General features: G+C 72.1%; 22 protein-coding genes and 1 riboswitch. Of the genes, 9 read left to right on the top strand and 13 right to left on the bottom strand.

Annotated elements, in window-relative coordinates; translation table 11 throughout:
• The first annotated feature begins 19 nt into the window (after positions 1–19).
• From AB0B98_RS19115 to AB0B98_RS19100, 4 genes are all read left to right on the top strand, one after another.
• On the top strand, positions 20–751 hold the full coding sequence (locus AB0B98_RS19115; protein ID WP_357364169.1) for a histidine phosphatase family protein: 732 nt from the start codon (positions 20–22) through the stop codon (positions 749–751).
• Complete coding sequence (locus AB0B98_RS19110) at positions 735–1,604, top strand: NAD(P)H-hydrate dehydratase (protein WP_238672241.1); 870 nt, start codon at positions 735–737, stop codon at positions 1,602–1,604. The genes AB0B98_RS19115 and AB0B98_RS19110 overlap by 17 nt, the downstream gene beginning before the upstream one ends.
• A gap of 78 nt (positions 1,605–1,682) precedes the next feature.
• Entirely contained in the window at positions 1,683–2,183 is a 501-nt protein-coding gene (locus AB0B98_RS19105; RefSeq protein ID WP_357364167.1) for a hemerythrin domain-containing protein, read from the top strand.
• 110 nt (positions 2,184–2,293) lie between these two features.
• Positions 2,294–2,383: riboswitch (ZMP/ZTP riboswitch) on the top strand.
• Between the two features lie 19 nt (positions 2,384–2,402).
• Positions 2,403–3,839 (top strand): glycine hydroxymethyltransferase, encoded by a 1,437-nt coding sequence (locus AB0B98_RS19100; protein WP_238672244.1) that lies wholly within the window; start codon positions 2,403–2,405, stop codon positions 3,837–3,839.
• 102 nt (positions 3,840–3,941) lie between these two features.
• Here the strand turns inward: AB0B98_RS19100 and AB0B98_RS19095 are convergent, their stop codons facing one another.
• From AB0B98_RS19095 to AB0B98_RS19070, 6 genes are all read right to left on the bottom strand, one after another.
• The gene (locus AB0B98_RS19095; protein ID WP_238672352.1) at positions 3,942–4,202 is read right to left on the bottom strand and encodes a hypothetical protein; all 261 of its coding nucleotides are present in this window, start codon (positions 4,200–4,202) and stop codon (positions 3,942–3,944) included.
• Positions 4,203–4,269: 67 nt separating this feature from the next.
• Positions 4,270–5,595: a PLP-dependent aminotransferase family protein gene (locus AB0B98_RS19090; protein WP_357364165.1), complete on the bottom strand. Its 1,326-nt coding sequence runs from the start codon at positions 5,593–5,595 to the stop codon at positions 4,270–4,272.
• Between the two features lie 3 nt (positions 5,596–5,598).
• A complete protein-coding gene (locus AB0B98_RS19085) occupies positions 5,599–6,702 on the bottom strand; it encodes an alpha-hydroxy acid oxidase (RefSeq protein ID WP_357364163.1) in 1,104 nt (367 codons plus the stop codon).
• Positions 6,695–7,684, bottom strand: coding sequence for an alpha/beta hydrolase (locus tag AB0B98_RS19080; RefSeq protein WP_357364161.1), 990 nt, complete (start codon positions 7,682–7,684; stop codon positions 6,695–6,697). Before AB0B98_RS19080 ends, AB0B98_RS19085 begins: the two co-directional genes overlap by 8 nt.
• Positions 7,685–7,691: 7 nt before the next feature.
• Positions 7,692–8,903, bottom strand: a complete 1,212-nt coding sequence (locus AB0B98_RS19075) for a cytochrome P450 (protein WP_357364225.1) — start codon at positions 8,901–8,903, stop codon at positions 7,692–7,694.
• A 66-nt stretch (positions 8,904–8,969) separates the two neighbouring features.
• Positions 8,970–10,247, bottom strand: coding sequence for an SGNH/GDSL hydrolase family protein (locus AB0B98_RS19070; RefSeq protein ID WP_357364223.1), 1,278 nt, complete (start codon positions 10,245–10,247; stop codon positions 8,970–8,972).
• A 313-nt stretch (positions 10,248–10,560) separates the two neighbouring features.
• Here AB0B98_RS19070 and AB0B98_RS19065 point away from each other — a divergent pair, with 313 nt between their 5' ends.
• Genes AB0B98_RS19065 through AB0B98_RS19055 form a run of 3 tightly spaced genes read left to right on the top strand, consistent with a single transcriptional unit; the run spans position 10,561 to position 14,305 of the window.
• Positions 10,561–12,120, top strand: a complete 1,560-nt coding sequence (locus AB0B98_RS19065; protein ID WP_357364159.1) for an AMP-binding protein — start codon at positions 10,561–10,563, stop codon at positions 12,118–12,120.
• Positions 12,117–13,340 carry an MFS transporter gene (locus tag AB0B98_RS19060; protein ID WP_357364157.1) on the top strand — a complete coding sequence of 408 codons (1,224 nt, stop codon included), beginning with the start codon at positions 12,117–12,119 and terminating at the stop codon, positions 13,338–13,340. Before AB0B98_RS19065 ends, AB0B98_RS19060 begins: the two co-directional genes overlap by 4 nt.
• 41 nt (positions 13,341–13,381) lie before the next feature.
• The gene (locus AB0B98_RS19055) at positions 13,382–14,305 is read left to right on the top strand and encodes an aminoglycoside phosphotransferase family protein (protein WP_357364155.1); all 924 of its coding nucleotides are present in this window, start codon (positions 13,382–13,384) and stop codon (positions 14,303–14,305) included.
• A gap of 21 nt (positions 14,306–14,326) precedes the next feature.
• Here the strand turns inward: AB0B98_RS19055 and AB0B98_RS19050 are convergent, their stop codons facing one another.
• Positions 14,327–14,896: a hypothetical protein gene (locus AB0B98_RS19050; RefSeq protein WP_357364153.1), complete on the bottom strand. Its 570-nt coding sequence runs from the start codon at positions 14,894–14,896 to the stop codon at positions 14,327–14,329.
• Positions 14,897–15,117: 221 nt separating this feature from the next.
• Between AB0B98_RS19050 and AB0B98_RS19045 the strand changes: the two genes are divergently transcribed.
• Both AB0B98_RS19045 and AB0B98_RS19040 read left to right on the top strand, forming a co-directional pair.
• On the top strand, positions 15,118–16,056 hold the full coding sequence (locus AB0B98_RS19045) for an exo-alpha-sialidase (RefSeq protein ID WP_357364151.1): 939 nt from the start codon (positions 15,118–15,120) through the stop codon (positions 16,054–16,056).
• Between the two features lie 39 nt (positions 16,057–16,095).
• Entirely contained in the window at positions 16,096–16,788 is a 693-nt protein-coding gene (locus tag AB0B98_RS19040) for an SGNH/GDSL hydrolase family protein (RefSeq protein WP_357364149.1), read from the top strand.
• A 72-nt stretch (positions 16,789–16,860) separates the two neighbouring features.
• Here AB0B98_RS19040 and AB0B98_RS19035 read toward each other — a convergent pair whose 3' ends face one another.
• From AB0B98_RS19035 to hppD, 6 genes are read right to left on the bottom strand one after another with little or no spacing between them, the layout of a single operon-like run.
• The gene (locus tag AB0B98_RS19035) at positions 16,861–18,219 is read right to left on the bottom strand and encodes a hypothetical protein (RefSeq protein ID WP_357364147.1); all 1,359 of its coding nucleotides are present in this window, start codon (positions 18,217–18,219) and stop codon (positions 16,861–16,863) included.
• Entirely contained in the window at positions 18,216–19,184 is a 969-nt protein-coding gene (locus AB0B98_RS19030) for a transketolase C-terminal domain-containing protein (RefSeq protein WP_357364145.1), read from the bottom strand. The genes AB0B98_RS19035 and AB0B98_RS19030 overlap by 4 nt, the downstream gene beginning before the upstream one ends.
• A 1-nt stretch (position 19,185) precedes the next feature.
• Complete coding sequence (locus AB0B98_RS19025) at positions 19,186–20,157, bottom strand: thiamine pyrophosphate-dependent dehydrogenase E1 component subunit alpha (protein ID WP_357364144.1); 972 nt, start codon at positions 20,155–20,157, stop codon at positions 19,186–19,188.
• On the bottom strand, positions 20,154–20,945 hold the full coding sequence (locus tag AB0B98_RS19020; protein ID WP_357364141.1) for a DUF3050 domain-containing protein: 792 nt from the start codon (positions 20,943–20,945) through the stop codon (positions 20,154–20,156). Before AB0B98_RS19020 ends, AB0B98_RS19025 begins: the two co-directional genes overlap by 4 nt.
• A 1-nt stretch (position 20,946) precedes the next feature.
• Positions 20,947–21,858 (bottom strand): phytanoyl-CoA dioxygenase family protein, encoded by a 912-nt coding sequence (locus AB0B98_RS19015; protein WP_357364139.1) that lies wholly within the window; start codon positions 21,856–21,858, stop codon positions 20,947–20,949.
• Positions 21,855–22,946 carry a 4-hydroxyphenylpyruvate dioxygenase gene (hppD, locus tag AB0B98_RS19010; protein WP_357364137.1) on the bottom strand — a complete coding sequence of 364 codons (1,092 nt, stop codon included), beginning with the start codon at positions 22,944–22,946 and terminating at the stop codon, positions 21,855–21,857. Before hppD ends, AB0B98_RS19015 begins: the two co-directional genes overlap by 4 nt.
• Positions 22,947–22,971 lie beyond the last annotated feature (25 nt).

Raw genomic sequence — 22,971 nt, 5'->3', positions numbered from 1 at the left:
ACCCGGGTAGGGGGTCGGCATGGCGGAACTGGCGACGCTCTGGATCATCCGGCACGGTGAGAGCACCGCGAACGTGGCGGCGACGCACGCCGAGGCGACCGGTGAGGAGCTGATCGGCCTCAGCCACCGCGACGCCGACGTGCCGCTCTCCCCCACCGGGGAGGATCAGGCCCGGGCCACCGGTCGTTGGCTGGCCGGGCTTCCCCCGGACCGCCGGCCCGACGTGGCGGTGGCCTCGCCGTACCTGCGGGCAGTCTCCACCGCCGAGTTGGCGCTGCACGGCACCGACATCCCGGTCAGCCGGGACGAGCGGCTACGCGACCGGGAGCTGGGCATCCTCGACGGACTGACCGGCCACGGGGTACGTCAGCGGTACCCGGACGAGGCCGCGCGCCGGGAACGACTCGGCAAGTTCTACTACCGGCCGCCGGGTGGAGAGTCCTGGACGGACGTGGCGCTGCGGTTGCGCACGCTCCTCGGCGACCTGCGCCGAGACCACGAAGGCCAGCGTGTTCTGCTCTTCGGCCACGACGCGCTGGTCTTTCTGCTGCGCTACCTGGTGGAGGGGCTGACCGAGACGGACCTGATGGCGCTGACCCGCCAGCACGTGATCGCCAACTGCTCCATCACCGACTGGTCGGCCGACGCGGAGCACCGGCTGACGCTTGACGGCTTCAACGAGGTCGGCCACCTGCACCAACAGGGCGCCCAGCCCACCAGGGAGGACGAGATCCATGCCGAGCCGGTCTGAGGTGAAGGTGATCACCCCGGCGTTGCTGCGGGACTGGGCGTTGCCGGTGCCGGTCGGTGGAAAGGAGAGCCGGGGCACCGTACTGGTGGTCGGCGGTTCCCGCTTCACGCCGGGCGCGGTGCTGCTCGCCGGGGTGGCCGCGTTGCGCGCCGGCGCCGGGGTGCTCCAGCTCGCCGCCGCCGAGTCCACCGCCGCCGCGCTGAGCATCCAGGTGCCCGAGGCGCTGGTGGTCGGTCTGCCGGAGACCGCCGACGGCGCGGTGGCCGCCGACCGGGACGGCCAGCTCGACGACCTGGTCGCGCAGGCCGACGTGGTGGCGATCGGCCCCGGCCTGAAGGCGATCGACGAGACCAACCGCCTGCTGGGTCTGGTCCTGGAGGCGGCCCGTCCGGACACGTCGCTGGTGCTCGACGCGTACGCCCTCGGTGCGCTCAGCCACGCGCCGGACCTGCTGGTCGGCTCGGGTCGGCCCGTGGTGCTCACCCCCAACGTCACCGAGGCCGGGCATCTGCTCGGGCGGGAGCCGGGCGACGACCTGGATGCCGAGGCGGCCGAGTTGGCCGCGCGGTACGAGGCGGTCGTGTCGCTGTACGGGCACGTGGCCGCCCCGGACGGGCGGGGTTGGCGGGAGGAGAGCGGCGACGCCGGGCTGGGCACCTCCGGCAGCGGGGACGTGCTCGCCGGGTTGCTGGCGGGGCTGCTGTCCCGGGGGGCCGACCCGGCGCAGGCGGCCTGCTGGGGCTCGTTCGCGCACTCGGTGAGCGGCCAGCGGTTGATCCCCCGCTACGGACGGATCGGCTTTCTGGCTCGGGAGTTGCTCGACGAGATCCCCCGCACCCTGGCCATGGTCTGAGTTGGTTTCACCTGTTTCCGCCTTCGGCGTCGGGGTACCGGAACCGCACCAGCCCAGACTTTTCAGGAGGTCATACCGGTGTCGACCGATGCCATCGTCCTGCTCAAAGAGGACCACAAGGAAATGCGCCGCCTGTTCAAGGCCTTCCAGGACGCCGAGGAGGGGCCGGCGAGCCAGCGGCAGAAGCTGGTGAACCAGATCCTGGAGGCGTTGACCGTGCACACCTACCTGGAGAACGAGGTGATGTACCCGGAGGTCCGCCGCCTGCTGCCCGACCTGGAGGACGACATCCTCGAGTCGTACGAGGAGCACCACGTCGCCGATTTGCTCTGCGCCGAGCTGGTCAGCATGGACGCCGACGACGAGCGGTTCAACGCCAAGACGACAGTGCTGATCGAGAACGTCAGCCACCACGTCGAGGAGGAAGAGCAGGAGTGGTTCCCCAAGGTCCGCGACGCGCTGGGCCGAAAGCAGCTCCAGGAGATCGGCGAGAAGATGATCGCGCTGCGCGCGGACGCACCGCGTACCCCCACCGCGCCGAAGGCGATCAAGAAGGCGCTCGATGCGGTGACGGCCTGAGGCACCCGCTCGCACCGAAGGGCCCGGCACCCCTGCCGGGCCCTTCGTCGAACCTCGGCGGAGCTCCGCTGGAGGGCGGCCCGAACGGCCGGGCCCGGCCCGGTAGGATCGGCGCGGGCCGTTACTGGCGCGTGGGGATGGAGAACCATCGGGGAGCGGCCTCGTCACGTGGACGTTTGCCGAGCGCCTGGGCCTTCCCGCACGTCTGTTGGAGGTCGCATGTCCCGCAACGCCGAATCCACCGCATTCCGGAGCGCCCTTGAGGTGATCCGGGCTGTCGAGCCGCGGGTCGCCGACGCCATCGGCGCCGAGCTGACCGACCAGCGGGAGTCGCTCAAGCTGATCGCCAGCGAGAACTACGCCTCCCCGGCGACCCTGCTGGCAATGGGCAACTGGTTCAGCGACAAGTACGCCGAGGGCACCGTCGGCCGCCGCTTCTACGCCGGCTGCCAGAACGTCGACACCGTCGAGGCGCTCGCCGCCGAGCACGCCCGGGAGCTGTTCGGCGCCGCGCACGCGTACGTGCAGCCGCACTCGGGCATCGACGCCAACCTGGTCGCCTTCTGGGCGGTGCTGGCCGACCGGGTGGAGTCCCCCGCCCTGAAGAAGGCCCAGGTCCGCCAGGTCAACGACCTCACCGAAGCCGACTGGTTCGCGCTGCGCCGCGAGCTGGGCAACCAGCGGATGCTCGGCATGTCGCTGGACGCCGGCGGCCACCTCACGCACGGTTTCCGGCCGAACATCTCCGGCAAGATGTTCGACCAGCGCAGCTACGGCACCGACCCGACGACCGGCCTGATCGACTACGACCGGGTGGCCGAGGCCGCCCGCGAGTTCAAGCCGCTGATCCTGGTGGGCGGCTACTCGGCGTACCCCCGGAAGGTGAACTTCCGGATCCTGCGCGAGATCGCCGACTCGGTCGGCGCCACCTTCATGGTCGACATGGCGCACTTCGCGGGCCTGGTGGCCGGCAAGGTCTTCACCGGCGACTTCGACCCGGTGCCGCACGCGCACATCGTCACCACCACCACGCACAAGTCCCTGCGCGGCCCGCGCGGCGGCATGGTGCTCTGCCAGCCGGAGCTGGCCGACCAGGTGGACCGGGGCTGCCCGATGGTGCTCGGTGGTCCGCTGCCGCACGTGATGGCCGCCAAGGCGGTCGCGCTCGCCGAGGCCCGCCGGCCCGACTTCGCCGACTACGCCCAGCGGATCGTCGACAACGCGCAGGCGCTCGCCGAGGGGCTGCTGCGCCGGGGCGCGACGCTGGTCACCGGCGGCACCGACAACCACCTGGTGCTGATCGACGTGTCCGGCTACGGGCTCACCGGCCGGCAGGCCGAGCAGGCCCTCCTCGACTCGGGCATCGTCACCAACCGCAACTCGGTCCCGCAGGACCCGAACGGCGCCTGGTACACGTCCGGTATCCGGATCGGCACCCCGGCGCTGACCACCCGGGGCCTGGGCACCGCCGAGATGGACCAGACCGCCGAGCTGATCCACACGGTGCTGACCCAGACCACCGCCGGCGCCAACGCCGACGGCACCCCGTCGAAGGCGAAGTACAACCTGGACGCCGGCCTGGCCGACAAGGTCGCCGGTCAGGCCACCGACCTGCTGGCCACGTACCCCCTCTACCCGGGCATCGACCTGAGCTGAGCCGCCACTCCCGTCGATCATGGAGTTGTGGTGCCCGATCCGGGCTGGTGCGCGACTTTCGCCCACCACCACAACTCCATGATCGACGCGGGGGTGCGACCGTCAGACGATGGGGCGCTTCAGGTGGTAGCGGTGGACCTCGGTGCTGCCCTGGACGTTGTTGACGTCCTCGGCGGCGGAGACCAACTCCCACCCCTCCCGGCCGGCGCGGTTGAGGTGCGCGATGGCGGTGTCGCCGTAGGCGGTGATGTCTTTGCGTGACCCGTCCGGCGCGTACCAGACGAACGAGACGTGAAAATTGCGGCCCTGTCCCTGATAGCGGCGGACGAGCAGGGCGTACTCCCAGGCAACCATGCGGCTTATTATGACCGTCCAACCAGGACGGCGGCAGGCGGGTCGTCGCGCATTGCCATCCGATGAACGCGGTGTGTCAACCCGCCCGGCGGGCCAGCTCGTCGGTGATCAGCGCCGCGAGGCGATCCAGCCCGACGTCGATCTGCTCCGGTGTGACGGCGCTGACCGACAACCGCAACGCACGTACCGGCGCGGTGTCGTCGTAGAAGTGCGCCATCGGCGTCCACAGCACCCCGTAGTCGCGCCCCGAGCGGTCCAGCAGCGCGTCGTCGACCGGAAACGGCACCGTCACCACCACGAAGAACCCGCCGGCCGGCACCGTCCACCGCACCGCGGGCCGGTCCGGCTGATCGGGGAAGCGCCGGGTGAGGCCGGCCACCAGGTGGCGCAGATTCCGGGTGTACGCGGACCGCTCCCGGGTGTTCGCGGCCACCAGGCTGCATCCGTGCTCCAGCAGCCGGCCTCCGATCACCGCCTGCGCGATCGGTGACGTGTTCACAGTGACCATGCTCTTGATCATGGCGAGCTGGTCGGCGAGCGGGCCGACCCGGCCGTCCGGGCCGGCCACCCGCTGGTCGGCGACGACGTACCCGACCCGCGCACCGGGGAGCACTGTCTTGGCGAACGAGCCGAGGTAGACGACCCGCCGGCCGCTGTCCAACGCCTTGAGGGTGGGCGGGCGCGGCCCGTCGTCGCCGTGGAACAGTCCGTACGGGTTGTCCTCCAGCAGCAGCAGATCCTCCTGCGCCGCCACGTCCAGCAACCGCTGCCGGTGTGCGGTGTCGATGCTGGCCCCGGAGGGGTTGGCGAAGTCCGGCATCAGGTAGCAGGCGCGCGGCCGCAGCCCCGCAGCCCGGGCTCGGCGTACCTGGGCCGCCAGGTCGACCAGGTCGACACCGGCCGACCCACCGGCGACCGGCCACACCGGCAGGTCCACCAGCCGGGCCGCCCCGGTCAGGCCGACGTAGGTCGGGGCGACCGCGAGCAGCACATCCGCCGGCCCGGCCCGCAACGCCCGCAGCACCAGGAACATGGCCTCCTGGCAGCCGACGGTCACCACCACGTCCTCCGGGTCGACGGTGATCCCTTCGTCGACAGCGAGGTTGCGGGCGATCAGGTGGTGCACGATGCCCTTGGTCCGGCCGTACTGCAGCAGCAGCCGCCGGGCCTGCTCGGGTCGGTGCCCCAGGTCGTCGACGAGGTGCCGGTGGAAGGTGTCCAGGTGCCGGTGCACCGCCGCGAGGTCGAAGAACTCCTCGTACGGCCGGCCAGCCGCGAGGGACACCGCCGCCGGGTAACGCTCGGACACCTCGTTGAGGAAGTTCATCGAGGTCAGCGCCGGATCGCCCAGCGCGGGGTGCAGGTCGGCGACGGTCAGGTCGACCGGTTCGGCGGCGCTCACCCCTCAACCCACCCCGAGGGTACGCAGCTCGCCGGCCGCCACCACGTCGGCGCAGCCGGCCAGGGTGAGCGCATCGGTCAACTCGGCGACGAGCAGCCCCAACGCGTCCCGGGCGGCCGGTTCGCCACCGGCTGCGAGGGCCCACAGCAGCGGCCGGCCGACCAGCACCCCGGCCGCACCCAACGCCAGCGCCCGCAGCACGTCGGTACCGCACCGAATGCCGCTGTCCAGCAGCACCTGGCAGCCGTCCCCGACCGCGTCGACGACCTCCGGCAGCATGGTGACGCTCGCCGGTGAGCCGTCCAGCTGCCGCCCGCCGTGGTTGGAGACGACCACCGCGTCCGCGCCGACCCGTACCGCCTCGGTCGCGTCACGCGGGTCCAGCAGCCCCTTGACCACCAGCGGCAGGTCGACCTGCTCGCGCAGCCACGCCAGGTCGGCCCAGCGCAGCGCCGGCGCGAACGACGCGGCGGTGTGCGCGGCGATCGCGGACACCCCGGGGGCACCGGAGTGCGCCAGCGCGTCGCGCCCGTCGGGGAGGTTCGCGGCGATCACCTCGGCCGGCAGCCGGAACGCGTTGCGCAGGTCCCGTGGACGTCGGCCGAGCACCGGGACGTCCACGGTGACCACCAGCGCCCGGCACCCGGCCGCGACGACCCGGTCCAGCAGATCGCGGACGAGCGCCCGGTCGCGCAGCCAGTAGAGCTGGAACCAGACGTCAGCGCCCGCCCCGGTGACCTGTTCGATGGGGGTGCTGCCCAGCGTGCTGGCCAGGTACGGGATCCCGGCCGCGCCGGCCGCCGCCGCCAGACCCAGCTCTCCGTCCGGGTGCACCAAACGCTGGTACGCCATCGGCGCCACCCCGACCGGCATGGCGTACCGGCGGCCGAGCAGGTGGGTGCCGATGTCGACGGTGTCCACCCCGCGCAGCACCCGGGGCAGCACCGCGACCCGGTCCAGCGCGCGACGGTTCGCGGCGAGGGTGACCTCCGACGCGCTGCCGCCGGCCAGGTAGTCCCACACGTCCGGTGGCAGCACGGCCCGGGCCCGCTCGGCGTAGTCGGCGAGCGACACGGCCGGCAGGTCGGCCACCGCCCGCTCACCCATCGCCCGACCCCGGGCCCGTCGCCGGCTCGACCAACTCGTCCGCGTCGTCCGGCCGGGACGGCAGGCCGAAGCGCTCGCGGAGGAACGCGGCAGCGCTCCCCTGTGCCCGCCGTCCGTCGGTGAAGGTTCCCGGCATGGCGAAGAACCCGTGGATCATGCCCGGGTAGTGCGCCAGCCGGGTGGACACGCCGGCGTCGCGCAGCCGCTCGGCGTACCGCCGCCCCTCGGCACACAGGGGATCCAGTTCGGCGGTGATCACCAGCGCCGGCGGCAACCCGGACAGGTCGTCGGCGAGCAGCGGCGAGGCCAGCGGATCCCTGGCGTGCGCCGGGTCGGAGAAGTAGTGCGTCCGGTACCAGGCGACCGAACGGCTGTTGAACAACGTCGGGTCGTCGTCGCCAACGGGCTCGCCGCTCTGGTCGGTGTTCGGGTAGACCAGCAGCTGGGCGGCGAGCGGCGGCCCGTCGCCACGGCTGAGCAGGGTGACAGCGGCGGCCAGGTTTCCGCCGGCGCTGTCCCCACCCACCGCCAGCCGGGTCGGGTCCACTCCCAACTCGTCGGCGTGCCGGGCGATCCACGAGGTGGCGGCGTGGCAGTCGTGCACCGCCGCCGGGAAGGGGTGCTCCGGGGCGAGACGGTAGCCGACGGTGATCACCTGGCAGGGCACGGCGTTGGCAAGGCGTCGGCAGATGCCGTCGGCGGTGTCGATGCTTCCGAGCGTCCAGCCGCCGCCGAAGAAGTACAGCACCGTGGGCAGCGGACCCGACAGGGTCGGCCGGTACACCCGCAGCGGCAGCTCCCCGGAGGGACCGGGGATCCGCTCGTCGCGTACCTCGGTCACCGGCTCGACCGCGCCGCTGCCGGAGCGGATCGCGGCCAGGTCCGCGGCGCGCGCCTCGGCGAGGGTCTGCGTGTACAGCGGTGGAGTGCCGGCCGCGGCGCGGGCCGCCCGGTACGCCGCGACCTCCGGATGCAGCGCCATGTCGCTCCTATCCACCGGTGCTGACCAGCAGCTTGTCGATACCGCGCAGGAACAGGCTGCCGCTGTACGTCGGCGTCTCGGTGACCGTCAGCGCGGGGAACCGGGCGAACAGTCGGGGCAGCGCGAGACGTCCCTCCAACCGGGACACCGCAGCGCCGAGGCAGAAGTGCAGGCCCGCCCCGAAGGCCAGCGACGCCGGGCCAGGACGGGTCGGGTCGAAGGCGTCCGGGGCCGGGAAGCGGGCCGGGTCCCGGTTGGCCGCCCCGATCATGATCAGCACGTTGTCGTCACTGGCGACCGGCACGCCGTGCAGCACTGTGTCGGCCGGCGCGGCGCGGGCCAGGAAGTGCACCGGGCTGGCCAACCGCAGCACCTCGTCGACGCAGCCCTGCGCCAGCGTGGCGTCGGTGGGCAGCGCCGCGACGGTCTCCGGGTGGGCCAGCAACAACGGCAGCCCATTGCTGAACATGTAGACGGTGGTGACGAAGCTGGCATTGAACAGCACGATCAGGTTGCTGATCAACTCGTCCTCGGTCAGCTCCACCTCCCCGGAGTCGAGCGCCTCGACCAAGCCGCTGAGCAGGTCGTCCCCGGGCATCCGGCGGCGATGTGCGAGCAGCTCCCGGTAGAAGGCCCGCAACTCCTGCGCGGCGGTGTTGGCGGCAGCCAGCCGCTGCGGGGTCTTCCCCGCCACGTCCAGGAACTCGTCGATCCACTCCACCCGCTCGCGGTACCACGGCAACTCCCCTGCCGGGATGCCGATGAACTCGGCCATCACCAGGGCCGGGATCGGGTACGCGAAGTCGGCCACGAAGTCGACGACGCCCTCACCGGCGTCCGCCATCCGGTCCAGCAGCTCGTCGACCACCCGCAGGATCACCGGTTCCAGCGCGCCGAGCCGGCGCGGCGTGAAGGTGCGGGAGAAGACGTGCCGCATCCGGGTGTGATCGGGCGGGTTGACGAACATCATCGAGGTCTGGAAGGTCCGCAGGATGTCCTGCTCCTCCCAGCCCGGCGGCGGCTGCTTCGTCCACTCCGGATCGCGCAGCAACCCGTCGACGAGGTCGTAGCCGACCGCGACGGCGGCCACCGTCCGGTGCTCGGCGCGCGCCGGCACCGCGCTGATCGGGCCGAGCCGGTGCAGGTCCGCGTACCACGGATACGGGTCCTGTCTGCCCGCCTCGCTGTACAGGCCGGTGAGTATCTCGTCCACGTCCACTGCCAGCTCCTCCCCGCCGATGTCGGTGACCGGGGCAGCGGGGATCACCCGCCGCCCCGGCCCGTGTCACAGGTCGAGCAGCCGCAGCGGCACGGCGTTTGCCAGTGCCTGGTTGCCGGCGTCGTTCGGATGGATGTGGTCCCCCGAGTCGTACGCGGGCAGCAGCTGGCTGGGCCGTGCCGGGTCGCGCAGCACCCTGTCGAAGTCGAGCAGCCCGTCGAACTCCCGACTGCCGCGCAGGTACGCGTTCACCGCCTGGCGGGTGGCCTCCTTCTGCGGCGTCCACACGCCCGGCGCGCCGTGCCCCTCGTACGGCGTCAGCGTGGCCACCAGGCTGGTCAGCCCGCGCTGCTGAAGCTGCTGGTTGATCTGGCGCAGCGTGCCGATGATCGCCTCAGGTGTGTCGTTCGACATCCAGATGTCGTTGATGCCCAGGTGGGTGACGACAGTACGCACCCCGGTCTGGCCGAACACGTCCTCGTTGAGCCGGGCCGCCGCGTTCGGGCCGAGCTGGTAGTAGCCCGGGTAGTTGCCGTCGCCCGGCTCGGTGCCCTCGTGGTTGAGCCGGTTGCCGGCCAGGCTCAGGTTGAGCACACCCGGGGTGCGCTTGTCCGGCCTGTCGGCGAGCAGCCGGTCGGAGAGCAGGTCGGGCCAGCGCCGGTTGGCGTTGACCGTGCTGCCGTTGCCGTCACCGATGGAGTCGCTGAGCACCACCAGCGCGCCGGGGCTGCCCTTGCGCTGCACGTCGACGCCGGAGAGGAAGAACCAGCAGCAGGTCGGCCGGGTGGTGAACCCGGCGCCCTCGGCCGCCCCGGTCAGATCCCCGGCGCCGATGAAGTTGGCCTGCTGGGACTGCCCGTGGAACGTGGTTGGGCCGGTAGGCGTCGGGAAGTGCACTGTGACCACCAGGTCGCTGTCGTCCGCGACCGGGAAGGCCAACGGGTCGCTGAGCAGTTCGGCGCCCCGGTTCATTGTCGCCGTGGTGGCACCGGTGAAGGTCAGCGGGCGTACCGAGGCCGCGTCGATGTCGGAGAGGTCGTCGGGGGTCGCGGCGTTCGGTCGGGCGACTGTGGCCCGACCGACTTTCACCGCCTGCTCGCCGTAGAGGTTGCTCAGGCGGACCCGCAGCGCCGGGCCGCCCACCGACACGTGCACGATCATCCGGACGCTCTGGTCGTTGAGGCCGGTGTTGGTCAACCCGACCGAATTGCCCCGGGTGACAGCGGTGGCCCAACTGCCCGCCCACTCGGCGCGGTCGGGTCGGCTGGCGGCGGTGCCGGACGGGCCGGCGCTGGCGACGACGGCGGGTGCGCCGGCGACCAACAGCGCGGCCGCAGCGGCGATGACAGGCCATCTCTTCGGGGTTGCCGTTGCCATGGAACCTCCATCGTGTGGCAGCCCAGGGCCGTCCGCTGACGGCGCCCGCCTGGACGATGGTCCAGAAACCTAGCCGCCGCCGCTGACGGGCGTCAATCAACCTGATCGACGCCATCAAATGTCCGGCGGGCCGCCCGGACCGCCCGTCGGCACGGTTCCGACCAGCCGTTTCCCGCCTAGGCTTCCAGGCGGCGGCGGTGCGGTCGCCCAAGCGCGCCACCGTCGCGTCGTCACCGGGAGCTGCCCGGAGACCGCCGCTTTCTCGGATGGGGGCTGCCGGATGACTGACGGACCCGGGCACACCACTACCTACGTGCACAGGGTGTTGGATCTCTTCGCCGAATTCGGCGACCGGGAGGCACTGGTCGGCGCCGATCAGCGGCTCACCTACACCGAGGCCGCCGTGCGGGTCCGGGCGATGGCCGCGACGTTGACCCGGCACGGCGTACGGCCCGGGTCGGCGGTGCTGGTGACCCTCGCGAACGCGGTGGAGGGTCCACTGCTGCAACTCGCCCTGCACCTGCTCGGCTGCCGGACGATGTGGGTCGCCCCGGTGACAGCGCGGCGGGAGGTCGACGAGTTCATCCGGTTGGCCCGCCCGGACGCCCTGGTCTACGACGCCCGGGACCCGGCCGGTCTGGGCCCGGAGCTGGCCGCCGCGCTGCCCGCCACACCGGTCTGCTGTCTGGGCGCGGGTGGCGCCGGCCCCGACCTCACCGCCGACACCGACGTGACGCAGCTGCCGGCGTCCGTGCCGGCGCCCGAGTCGTTCCTGCAGACCAGCGGCACCACCGGCAGCCCCAAGCTGGTGCACCACCGGGAGAGCTTCTACGCCCAGATCCTCGCCCTGGCCGCCGACTTCCGCGCCGCCGGGTTCCCGTTGCTGCGGCACCTGTCGCACTCACCGATGTGGCTGGCCAGTGGGCAGATCACCACACTGTTCAACCTGTTCACCGGTGGGGTGCTGTTCCTGCGCGACGAGTGGGACCCGGCGGTCTTCGTGGACACCGTGCAACGGGAGCGGATCAACTCGACCTTCGTCACCCCGCCGATGCTCTACGAGGTGTTGGACCACCCGGCGCTTGTCGACGCGGACTTCTCCGCCATGTTCATGTTCAACGTGGGCGCCGGGCCCGCCGCGCCCGCCCGGCTGCGCCAGGCCATCGCGCGGTTCGGTCCGGTGCTGCGCATCGTGTACGGCCTCAGCGAGGCGGTCGTGATCACCGCGCTGCCCGGGCTGACCGACGATCCGGAGCACCCGGAGCGGTTGCGCTCCTGCGGGCGGCCCTACGGCGACGTCCGCGTCGAGATCCGCGACGACGACGGCGCGGTGCTACCGACCGGCCGCGACGGCGAGGTGTGGGTGCGGACCCGACTGAGCTTCGCCGGCTACCACGGTCAGCCCGAGCTGACCGCGCAGACGCTCGTCGACGGGTGGGTGCGGACCCGCGACATCGGCCACCTCGACGACGACGGCTACCTCTACCTCGTCGACCGGGCCCACGACATGATCGTCACGCATCGCCGGAACTGGGCGATCTTCTGCCGTCCCATCGAGGACGTGCTGGTCGGGCACCCCCAGGTACGGGCCGCCGCCGTGATCGGCGTGCCGGACGAAACGGTCGGCGAGGTGCCGTACGCGTACGTGGTGCTCGGGCCGGGCGCGACTGTCATCGGGGCGGAGCTGATCGAGCTGGTGACCGCCGAGCTCAACAAGATGTGGGCGCCGGCCGCCGTGGAGTTCCTCGACCGGCTGCCGGTGAACCGGTCGATGAAGGTGGACAAGCGGGCGCTGCGCGCACGGTACGCGGCCCGCCGGGCGGCGGCGGTCGGGGCGTGACCCCCCGCCGGCAACTGGTGGTCCTGGTCGGCGCGGACCTGATCTCCAACCTGGGCACCCGCATCTCGGTGGTGACCATTCCGTGGCTGGTGCTGGTCACCACCGGCAGCCCCACCAAGATGGGCCTGGTCGCGTTCGCAGAGACCCTGCCGTACCTGCTGTCGAGCGCGTTGGGCACGCCCTGGGCGGACCGGATCGGCCTGCGCCGTACCTCGATCCTCTGCGACGCGGGCAGCGCGGTGGTGATGGTCGTCGTGGCGCTGACCCCGTGGTTGGGCTTCGTCCCGCTGGTGGCGCTCGTCGCGGTGGCCGGCGCGCTGCGGGGCATCGGGGACCGGGTGAAGCACGTGATGTTCCGCCCGGTCGCGGAGGCCGCCGGAGTGCCGCTGATCCGGCTGACCTCCGCCTACGACGGCCTCAGCCGGGTGGTGACGTTGTTCGGTGCCGCAGTGGGCGGCCTGCTGATCGCCGTCTTCGGGGTGACCGAGGCGATCCTCATCGACGCGGCCAGCTTCGGGGTCTGCGCGCTGCTCATCGGCGTCCTGGTCCGCCCGCCGGCCGGCCCGACGCAACCCGCCCAGCCGGAAGGTTACCTGCGCGCCCTGCGGGGTGGCTTCAGTTACCTGGGCCGGGACCGGCCGCTGCTCGGCATGCTCGCCGTCATCTCGGCGCTGAACATGGTGGCCAACGCCAGCGTCGCCGTCTACATCCCGGTCTGGGTCGCCCGGGAGCTGCCCGGCCCGAGCGGTCTCGGCCTGGTGCTGGCGGCGTTCTCGGCGGGCGCGCTGCTGGGCAACCTGGTGTTCACCGCGCTCGGCCCCCGGCTGCCCCGGCGGCTGACGTTCCTGGTCGGCGCGCTGGTCGCCGGCACGCCCCGGCTGGTGGCACTGGCGATCAGCGACGAACTGCCGGTGGTGCTCGTGGTGACGTTCCTGTCCGGAATCGGCATCGCGGCGGTCAACCCGCTGCTCGGGGTGGCGCTCTACGAGCGGGTGCCACCGGAGTTGCAGACCCGGGTGATCGGCATCGCCGGTTCGTTGGCGTTCGTCGGGTTGCCGGTCGGCGCGCTGCTCGGCGGCTGGTCGGTGGACGCTTTGGGATTCACCCCGGCCCTGCTGACAATGGCGGCGGCGTGCCTGGTGGTCACCGCGTACCCGCTGCTGAGCAGGGCCTCCGGCCCGGAGACACCGGCGCGGCCCACACCCGTCGCTGCCCCGTAAACCCGTTGCGGGCCTGGCCCGCCTGCGGCAGGCTCGGACCAATGGAAGCGCGACCCACACCGGGCGTACCGGAGACCGACGCCGCCGTGGCCGAGCGGATCGACACGACCCTGGTCCGCCGCCTGGTGGCCGAGCAGTTCCCCCAGTGGGCGGATCTGCCGGTCCGGCCGGTCGAGGTCGATGGCTGGGACAACCGCACCTTCCGCCTGGGTGAGACGATGAGCGTGCGGCTGCCCAGCGGCGAGGGGTACGCCCTCCAGGTTGCCAAGGAGCAGCGCTGGTTGCCGGTGCTCGGACCACGACTGCCGGTGGAGATCCCCGTGCCGCTGGCGTGCGGGCAGCCCGGCGCCGGTTACCCGTACCCGTGGTCGATCTACCGGTGGATCGACGGGCGGATCGCCCAATCCGAGCGGATCGACGACCTGACCCGGTTCGCCACCGACCTCGCCGTCTTCCTGCGCGCGCTGCGCGACGTGGACGCCACCGACGGCCCTGCGCCCGGCCCGCACAGCGCCTGGCGCGGCGGCCCTCTGTCCACGTACGACGGCGAGACCCGGCGGGCGATCGTGGCGCACCGCGATCAGGTGCCCGTCGACACGGTGACCCGCATGTGGCAGGCCGCCCTCGACGCCACGTGGGCCGGGCCGGCGGTCTGGTTCCACGGCGATGTCGCCCACGGTAACCTCCTCGTCCGTGGCGGCAGGCTGGCCGCCGTCATCGACTTCGGTTGCTCCGGCGTGGGTGACCCCGCCTGCGACACGGTGATCGCCTGGACGCTGCTGCACGGTCCGAGCCGGTCCGCCTTCCGCGAGGCCCTCGGTCTGGACGACGCCACGTGGGCCCGGGGTCGGGGGTGGGCGCTGTGGAAGTCGCTGATCACCCTGGGCGACCAGGACCCAGCCAAGGCCGCCGGGGCCCGCCAGGTCCTCGACGAACTGCTCGCCGAGCAGAGCGTGGCCCGCTGATCGCGTGACGGCCGAGGCCGGTCAGCGGTCGGCAGGAGTCGCCGTGACGAGCTCGGATCGGCAGCGGGGGCAGCGCAGCCGCGCCCGTGCCCGGGGCACCCTCAGCCGCTGACCGCAGCCGCACCTCACCACCGGGGCCGACGCCCGCAGGTACTCGTCCCGGTCCCGCCGTGGCCACCGACAGTGGCAGCGGGCGCACCACTTCGGTGGGTAGCTGTGGTAGTGGGCCAGGCCGAACGCGCCCGCGACCATCAGCGCGGCAGGGACCAGCAGGCCGAGCGACGCGAGCAACGCGGTCGGCACTCCGCCGACGCCGTCGGAGACCAGCACGGCGACCACGGTGAGCACGACCACCGGCACACCGAGCACTGTGAACCCGAAACCCCAGGCGAAGGCCAGCATCGACGGCAGGAACATCCACATGCCACCGGGCGCCCACCGGCGGACCCCGTACCCGCCGCAGCGCGGGCAGTTCGGCGAGGCGCGGTGCGGCACCGACCGCAGCGCCTTCGGCGCCAGCCACTGAACCAGGAGCTTGAGGATCTCCTCGACCAGTTTCGTGGCGAGGGCCTGAAGGAACGAACCGAGCATGCGGCCACCTCCCTCGCCGATGGATTCTGCGGTCAGCCCACCGCCCATGGTGGGCGTTGGGTGCCACCAGCCCACCCCGGCGCGCCGCCGCGGCGTCGTCCACGACGCCAATCCGACAGCGTCCGCGCGTTGTTCGTCGGACGTTCGGCTGCTGGCCGCGCGGGCGTCGGCCGGGGACGGCTAGCGTCGACCGTCGTCACCGCACCTGGAGGCTGCCGCGTATGACGTCGTCACCCACCCGCCGTCGCACCGCCGAGGTCACCGCCGTGCGCCGGATCGGCGACAGCGCGCCGCACAACGCGTTCACCGACCTGATCCGGTACGCCGGGAGCTGGTTCTGCGCCTTCCGGGAGGCAAGCACCCACCTGAGCGACGACGGCGTGATCCGGGTGCTGACGTCGGCCGACGGCCGGTCCTGGACCTCCGCGACGGTCATCCGGCAGGCCGACGCCGACCTGCGCGACCCCCGCTTCGTGACGCGACCCGACGGGCGGCTGCAACTGCTGGCTGCGGCCGCCACCGGCACGGTCACCAAGACGTTCCAGACGGTGACCTGGCTCTCCACCGACGGGCATGCCTTTGGCGATCCGACCCCGGTTGGTGAGCCGGACGTCTGGGTGTGGCGGGCGGCCTGGCATGACGACGCGATGTACGGCGTCGGCTACGCCACCCGGGAGCCGAGGTTCGCCCGGCTCTACCGCAGCACGGACGGGGTGGACCTGCGGCAGTGGGCGCCGGCGCTGTTCGAGGACGGGTACCCCAACGAGTCCGGTCTGGTCTTCGCCCCGGACGGCACCGCCCTCTGCCTGCTACGGCGGGACGCGGGCACCGCGAGCGCGCAGCTCGGCCGGGCCGTGCCGCCGTACCGGGACTGGACCTGGACGGATCTGGGCGTCCAGGTGGGCGGGCCGACGCTGCTCCGACTGCCCGACGGGCTGCTGCTGGCCGGGGTGCGGCTGCACGACGGCGTGGTCCGCACCTCGATCTGCGTCGTCGACCCGGACCGGGGCGAGCTGACCGAGCTGGTCGCGCTGCCGTCCGGCGGCGACACCAGCTACCCCGGACTGGTCTGGCACGACGACCTGCTGTGGGTGAGCTACTACTCGTCGCACGAGGGGCGGACCTGTGTCTACCTGGCCGAGGTCAGCCTGACCGGCTGAGCCTGGCCCGGCAGCCCGACGGTCGGCTAGCGTGCCGGCATGCCATCGACGCTCACCGAATCGACGGACCCGTACTGTCTGCGCCCCGGGGAGGCCACCGCACTGCTGAGCGGGCACCCGTGGCGGCGGTTCGTGGCGCTCGGCGACAGCGTCGTGGAGGGCATGTGTGAGCCGACACCTGGTTACCCGGACGTGCAGTGGGTCGACCGGGTCGCCGCCGAGCTGACCGCCGTGCGCCCCGAGCTCGCGTACCGGAATCTGGGTCGACGCGGGCTGCGCGCGCACCAGGTGCGGGCCACCCAGCTCGCCCCGGCGCTGGCCTTCGCACCGGACCTGGCGCTGGTCGTCTGCGGCGGCAACGACGCCTTCCACCCGGCGTACGACGCGGAGGCGGTGGACGCCGAGCTAACCGCGATGATCATCGCGCTGCGCGAGGTGGGCGCCGCCGTGATCACAGTGGGCATGTTCGACGTCTCGCACAGCCCGGCGGTGCCCGAGCACGTCCGGTCCGGCCTGGGCGAGCGAATGCGCCGCCTGTCGGCCCACACCGCAAGCCTGGCCGAGCACCTGGACACCGTCCACGTGCACCTCACCGACCACCCGTTGACGGCCGACCCCACCCTCTACAGCACCGACGGCCGCCACGGCAGCGCCCGCAGCGACGCCATAGCGACAGCCCAAACGCTCCGCACCCTGTCCCCCCACCGCCTCCCCAAACCCCCACCGCGTTGATCATGAAGTTATTGCCCTCCCCGCCGGCGTGTCGTGGCAATAACTTCATGATCACCGGGGCGGAGGTGGGGGTCAGCCGGTGAGGAGGACTCCGGTTAGGAGGACGCCGTGGGCCAGGTTGAGGACTCCGTCGCAGCCGGGGTAGCCGACCCTCGCCAGGCCGCCGGACGCCTGCCGGCCGAAGAGGTACGGGGCCAGGGAGTACGGGACGTCGGCGGTGATCGTCTCACCGGTCTCGATCTGGACGAAGTCCATCGGCACCCGGTCGGTCGACAGGTACTCCTGAAGGATCGCGCCACCCTGGTCGGCGGCGGCCCGTACGCCGTCGGCCCAGTCCGTCGGGCTCAGCTCGGGGCCGAGCAGCACACCGATCCCGGCTGAGCCGTCGGCTGGTTTGACCACCAGCCTCGCCTGCTCGGCGATGGCCCGGTCGAGCACCGCGCCGGTCAACGGCACCGTGTACGGCACGTGCCGGCGGATCAGTGCCTGGTCGTCGACGGGTAGCCCGTCCACGTCCTCCCACAGCCAGGCGAACGTGGTCTTGTTGCCGAGCAGCCAGGCCGCCGCCGACACGAACATCGGTAGGGTGCCGGCGGCGAGGGCCACTGCCACCGCGTCCAGGCCGGCGGTCGGGGTGACCCGGTTGGGCACGAACAGCCGGAACAGCGCGTCGACAGGTGCGCCGTCGACGACCAGGCGGTTGCCGACGTCCACAGTGGCGGTGGCGACCGGGGCGATGACCAGGTCGATACCGAAGTCGCGGGCCCGTACGGCGAGCGGGTCGAGGATCCGGATGAACGTCTGCGGGTCGTCGAGGCCCGGGTAGTCGCCGTCGAAGTCCATCAGCAGCGCCACCCGGGCGCCCTCGGGCAGCCGCAGCTCCTCGCGGATCGCCACGAACCGCTGGTCCAGCAGTGAAGGCGCCGCCCGCACCGGCAGGTCGTCGAGGATGCCGTGCTCCCGGTAGAGGCCCTCGTACCGTTGGATGACGGTGTCGGCGTCGAACCCGCCGCCGAGGCTGCTGTCGATGTTGTACTCGACGAACTTCGGCACCCCGGCAGAGAAGATCACGTCCGGGCGGTACGCGGCCAGCAGCGCCTCGGTCAGCGGCTCGGCCTCGTCCAGCAGCCGGGTCTCCCCCGCCGGTACGCCGAGCAGTCGGCGCAGCTCACCCGCGGTGCCGGCCCGCCGACGGCAGGCGTCGAGGATGAGCTGGGCGAGCCGGTCGCAGACGTCGTTGAGCTGCCGCCAGGCGTCGGCCGTGAGCACCGGGGGTCGGGCCAACCGCCACTGCTTGTTGTAGGTGGCCCGGCCGTGGAAGACCTGCTCCCAGGCCGCCGCCCCACTGGCCACCATGGCCCGGCGGGCCCGCTCCGGCAGGTCGGTCCAGGCCCGGTCAGCCGCCGGCCACTGATAGTTCGGGTCGATCATGAGGAGTCCTTCATGGTCAGGTGGATGGCGGTGGCGAGCTGGGCCCGGCCGGGCTGGACGGCCCGGTCCAGTGCCGGGGCGAAGGGCAGCACCGCCCCGTCCGGGCGGGTGACCCGGCGCGGCGGGGCGAGCAGCCGGACCCGCTCCGCCACGCTCGCGATGATCTCGGCGGCCATCCCGCAGGAACGGTTGCCGTCGTCGAGCACCACGAGGCGTCCGGTGCGGGCCACCGACTCGGCGAGACCGTCGATGTCGAACGGGTACAGGGTCCGCGGGTCGAAGACCTCCACCGAGACCTCGTCGGCCAACTCCTCGGCGACGGCGAGCGCGTCGTGCACCAGGTGCCCGATCGCAACAACAGTCACGTCGTCGCCGAAGCGGTGGATCCGGCCTCGGCCCAGCGGCACGGGCGTCAGGTCGTCGACGTCGGCACGCACGTCCAGCGCTCCGGCCGGCGCGAACACCACCACCGGGTCGTCGTGGCGGATCGCGGTGACCAGCAGCCCGTACGCGTCGGCGGGGGTGGCCGGCACGACGGTGACCACGCCGACGTGGGCGAAGAGGCTGTACGGGTGGTCGGAGTGCTGCCCGGCCCACCCGGTACGCGAGCCGGAGCCGGGCACCAGGTAGGTGACGGGGACGCTGCACTGCCCGCCGGTCATCAACGGGAACTTGTGCGCGTGGTTGACGATCTGCTCGAAGACCAGGAACAGCAGCGACGGGATCTGGAACTCGATCACCGGCCGCAGCCCGGCCAGCGCCGCCCCGGTGGCGAAGCTGGTGAACGCCTGCTCGGACAGAGGGGTGTCGCGGACCCGTTCGGTGCCGAACCGCTTGGCCAGCCCCGTGGTCACCAGCGACGCCCCGACCTGAACGTCCTCGCCGAGCAGGAACACCGCCTCGTCGCGGGCCAACTCGTCGCCGAGGGCCCGCGTGAGCGCCCGACGGTACGACAGTCGGGGCACCTCAACCACCTCCGGCGCGGGCGGTCAGGCCGCTGGCGTACAGGTAGGTCAACGCGTCGGCCGGGTCGGGTTCCGGGCTGCTCACCGCGAACCGCACCGCCGCGTCGAGGATCGCCTCGACCTCGGCGTCCACTGCGGCGCGGTCGATGTCGGTAAGGCGTTCACCCTGGATGCGCACCGGGTCCCGGGCCCGACCACGGGTCACCTCGTCGGGTGGCCGGTAGTCGAGGCGTACCGCGTGTTCGAAGGTGTGGTGGACGTCGAAGCGGTACGTCCGGGCCTCGATCAGCTCGGGGCCGCCGCCGGCGCGCATCCGGTCGACGGCGGCGGCCGCGGCGACGCGTACCGTCTCGGGGTCCTGGCCGTCGACCTGGACGGCCGGGATGTCGAACGCGGCGGCCCGGCCGGCGATGCTGCCGGCCACCGCGCCGGCGACCGGCATGGTGGTGGCGTAGCCGTTGTTCTCGCAGACGAACAGCACCGGCACCCGCCAGAGCGCGGCCAGGTTGAACGCCTCCAGCAACATCCCCTCGTTGACCGCGCCGTCGCCGAAGAAACTCACCCCGACGGTGTCGCGGCCCTGGCGACGGTGGGCCCAAACCGCGCCCGTGATGATCGCCCCGGATGCGCCGACGATCGCGTTGGCGCCGAGCACGCCGATGCTCAGGTCGGCGGCGTGCATGGAACCGCCCCGACCGGCGTTGAGGCCGGTGACCCGGCCGCACAGCTCGGCGAGCATCCGGGCCGGATCGGCCCCGCGGGCCAGGACGTGGCCGTGCCCGCGGTGGGTGCCGGCCAGCACGTCGTCGGCGTCCAGCGCGGCGCAGACGCCGGCGGCGATCCCCTCCTGACCGAGGTACGGGTGGACGCCGCCGACGATCTGCCCGCCGTGGACCAGCTCCACCGCCCGTTCCTCGAAGCGGCGGATCAGCCGCACCGTTCGGTAGAGCCGGACCGGGTCGGCGTCGGTCACGCCGGACTCTTGATGGCAGCGAGGATGTCGTCCCAGAGCCGCGCCCTGGCAGTGAGGGCGGTGTTGACGGTGTCGGCGCACTCCTGCCACCTGGTGTCGTCGTCGCCGCACAGGTCGGCAAGCATCTGCATGGCCATCGGGGTGTGCTGTTCGCCGTCGACCTCGATGTGCCGTTGCAGGTAGTCGACGAAGGTGTTCAGCCGGTTGCTGACCTCGTTGACGGAGACGACCTGGGTGAACATGTCCGGGATGAGGTCCTCCCGGCCGAACGCGAAGGCCGCCGCCTGACAGTGCACCGGGGTGGACTCAATGATCTGCCAGGTGGTCGCGGCGAACCTCGCCGACGCGGCCGGCACCCCCGCCTCGACGAGCGCCTCGGTCACCGGCCGGCCGGTGCGCAGCAGGTCGACGAGGGCGTTCACCGCTGTGGTGTCCGCGCCGGCCTCAACCATGCCCTGCACGTACAGCTCGAAGTGGCTGATGTAGCCGCCGCCCAGCTCGTCACTCTCCTCGACCATTACGATGTCGTTGATGAGGCGACGGCTGCCGGTCGGGCCGGTCGGGATCCACGGCACGGTGACGCAGGTCAGTTGCCGTTGCAGCGACTTCAGCAGCGACATGAAGTCCCAGACCGCGAAGACGTGGTGCTCCATGAAGGTGACAAGCGCCTCGTGGGTGTCGAGGTTGGCGTAGAGCGGGTGCTTGACCACGGCGTCGCGCCGCTCGGTCACCGCCCGCTCCAACCGTTCGATGCCCGGGTGCGTCTTACCCCAGTCGTACCGTGACATGTCAGCCTCCCTGCTGGGCGCGGTGGCGCCAGATGACCGGGCAGTAGTCGGGGTCCGCGTAGTCCGGCCGCCCCTCGTGGGTGCGGCGGACCAGCACGTCGTGGTTGTACGCGGCGAGCGTGCCGTCGGAGAGCGGATACTCCCGCCAGGCGTTGTCGCCGTCCTGCAGGTGCAGCGAGATCGCCTGTCGGGGGCGGCCGCTGACGTTGGGGCCACTGCCGTGGTAGGTGCGGCAGTGGTGGAAGCTCACGTGTCCCTTGGGGATCACCATCGGGATCCTGCGGATCTCCGCGCCGTTGTACGCGGCGTTCTCGGCCAGCATCTCCTCCAGCTGGCTGCGGTCCCGGTCGGCGAAGTGCCGCACCACTGTGTCGTCGGCGCCGATCTCCTTCCACCGGTGCGAACCGTCGACCATCGTGATGGTGCCCATCTCCTCCCCGCAGTCGTGAAAGGGGATGAACGCGGTGAGCATCTTCTCCGACGACGAGGACGCCCAGTAGTGCTTGTCGAAGTGCCAGGGCACGATGTTGCTCGGCTCGCCGGAGATCGGCGGCTTGTAGATCAGCGTGGACTGGAAGACCCGGATCTCGTCGGCCTGGGCGAGCCGGGCGGCGACCGCGCCGAGCAGCGGCTTGCGCAGGATCGCGCCGAGTCCGTCGTGCTCGTGGTGGACGTAGTCGTTGTGCCGCTGCACCGGGCCCAGGGACGGCTCCCAGTAGGCCAGCTTCGGTGGGCGTGCCGGCAGCCGGCGGTCCCGCTCCCCGTCGTAGTAGCGCTGCGCGGCAGCGGCGAGGGCGTCCACCTCGTCGTCGGTGAAGACCTTTCCCGACAGGTACCAGCCATGCTCGGCGTAGTGCCGCACGTCGTCGTCGGACGGCAGCAGCGCCCGCTCCTCGTCGGTGAGCGTGGTCATGCGCCCACCCCCTGTGGTGTGGCCGCCACGGCGGCCAGTTCCCGCTCCTTGGCCTCGTAGAGCGCCTTGATGTTGCCGCTGCCGAAGCCCCGCGCGCCGCGACGCTCGATCAGCTCCAGAAAGAGCGTGCGACGCACGTGCATCGACTCGGCGAAGATCTGCAACAGCTGGCCGTCGTGGTCGGAGTCGACGAGCACACCCAGCTCGCGCAGCCGGTGCAGCGGGGCGTCGATCCGACCGACCCGCGCCTCCAGGGCGTCGTAATAGCTGGCCGGGGTGCCGGCGAAGCGCACCCCGCGCCGGCCCAGCGCCTCGACCGCGCCGACGATGTCGTCGGTGCGCAGCCCCAGGTGCTGCACTCCCCCACCGGCGTGCTGGTCGAGGAACGCGTCGATCTGCCCCGGCCGCCGGGTGCGGTCCGGTTCGAGCAGCACCACTGTGACCAGCCCGGACGGGCTCTGCACCACCTTGGAGTTCATTGCCTGCCCGTCGACCTCGATGTGCTCCTCGAAGATCTGCGCGAAGTCGAACAGCGCCTCGAAGTGCCGGACCGTCGCGTCGAGCTGGCCGGGCGGCACGCAGACCGCCAGGTGGTCGATCTCGGCGAGCACCGGCGGGTGGCCGTCCGTCGTGGACGCCGTCGCGGTGATGGCGCCGGGCAGGAACTCGCCCCCCTCGCCCCGGCGCTGCACCAGCCGGTGCCGCACGTCGGCGAAGCCGTCCACCTCGGCGATCACCACCTCGGCGTCCGCGCCGGTACGGGTGGTCGGCGGCGTCACACCTGTCGCGCCCCGACCCACCAGTTCGGCGTACGCGGCCGACACGTCGTCGACCTCGACAGCGACGACAGCGATGCCGTCACCGTGGCGTTGCACGTACCGCGCCGCCGGATGCTCGGCGCTCAGCCCGGAGGTGAGCAGCAACCGGATGTCGCCGTGGCAGAGCAGCAGCGAGCGCTGCCCTTCCAGCCCGGTCTCCGGACCACCCTGGCCACAGATCTCGAAGCCGACGGCGGTGCTGAAGTAGAAGGCCGCCTGTCGGGCGTCCCCCACGTAGAGTTCGATGTGGTCGATACCACGGATGTCCATGTCCCCTGAAACCCTTCCCACCCGA

It is taken from the genome of Micromonospora sp. NPDC048947 (assembly GCF_040649495.1).
In the GTDB taxonomy this organism is placed as follows: Bacteria; Actinomycetota; Actinomycetes; order Mycobacteriales; family Micromonosporaceae; genus Micromonospora; species Micromonospora alfalfae.
The sequence above is the reverse complement of the archived record's forward strand: the minus strand, read 5'-3'. Positions and strand labels throughout refer to the sequence as shown.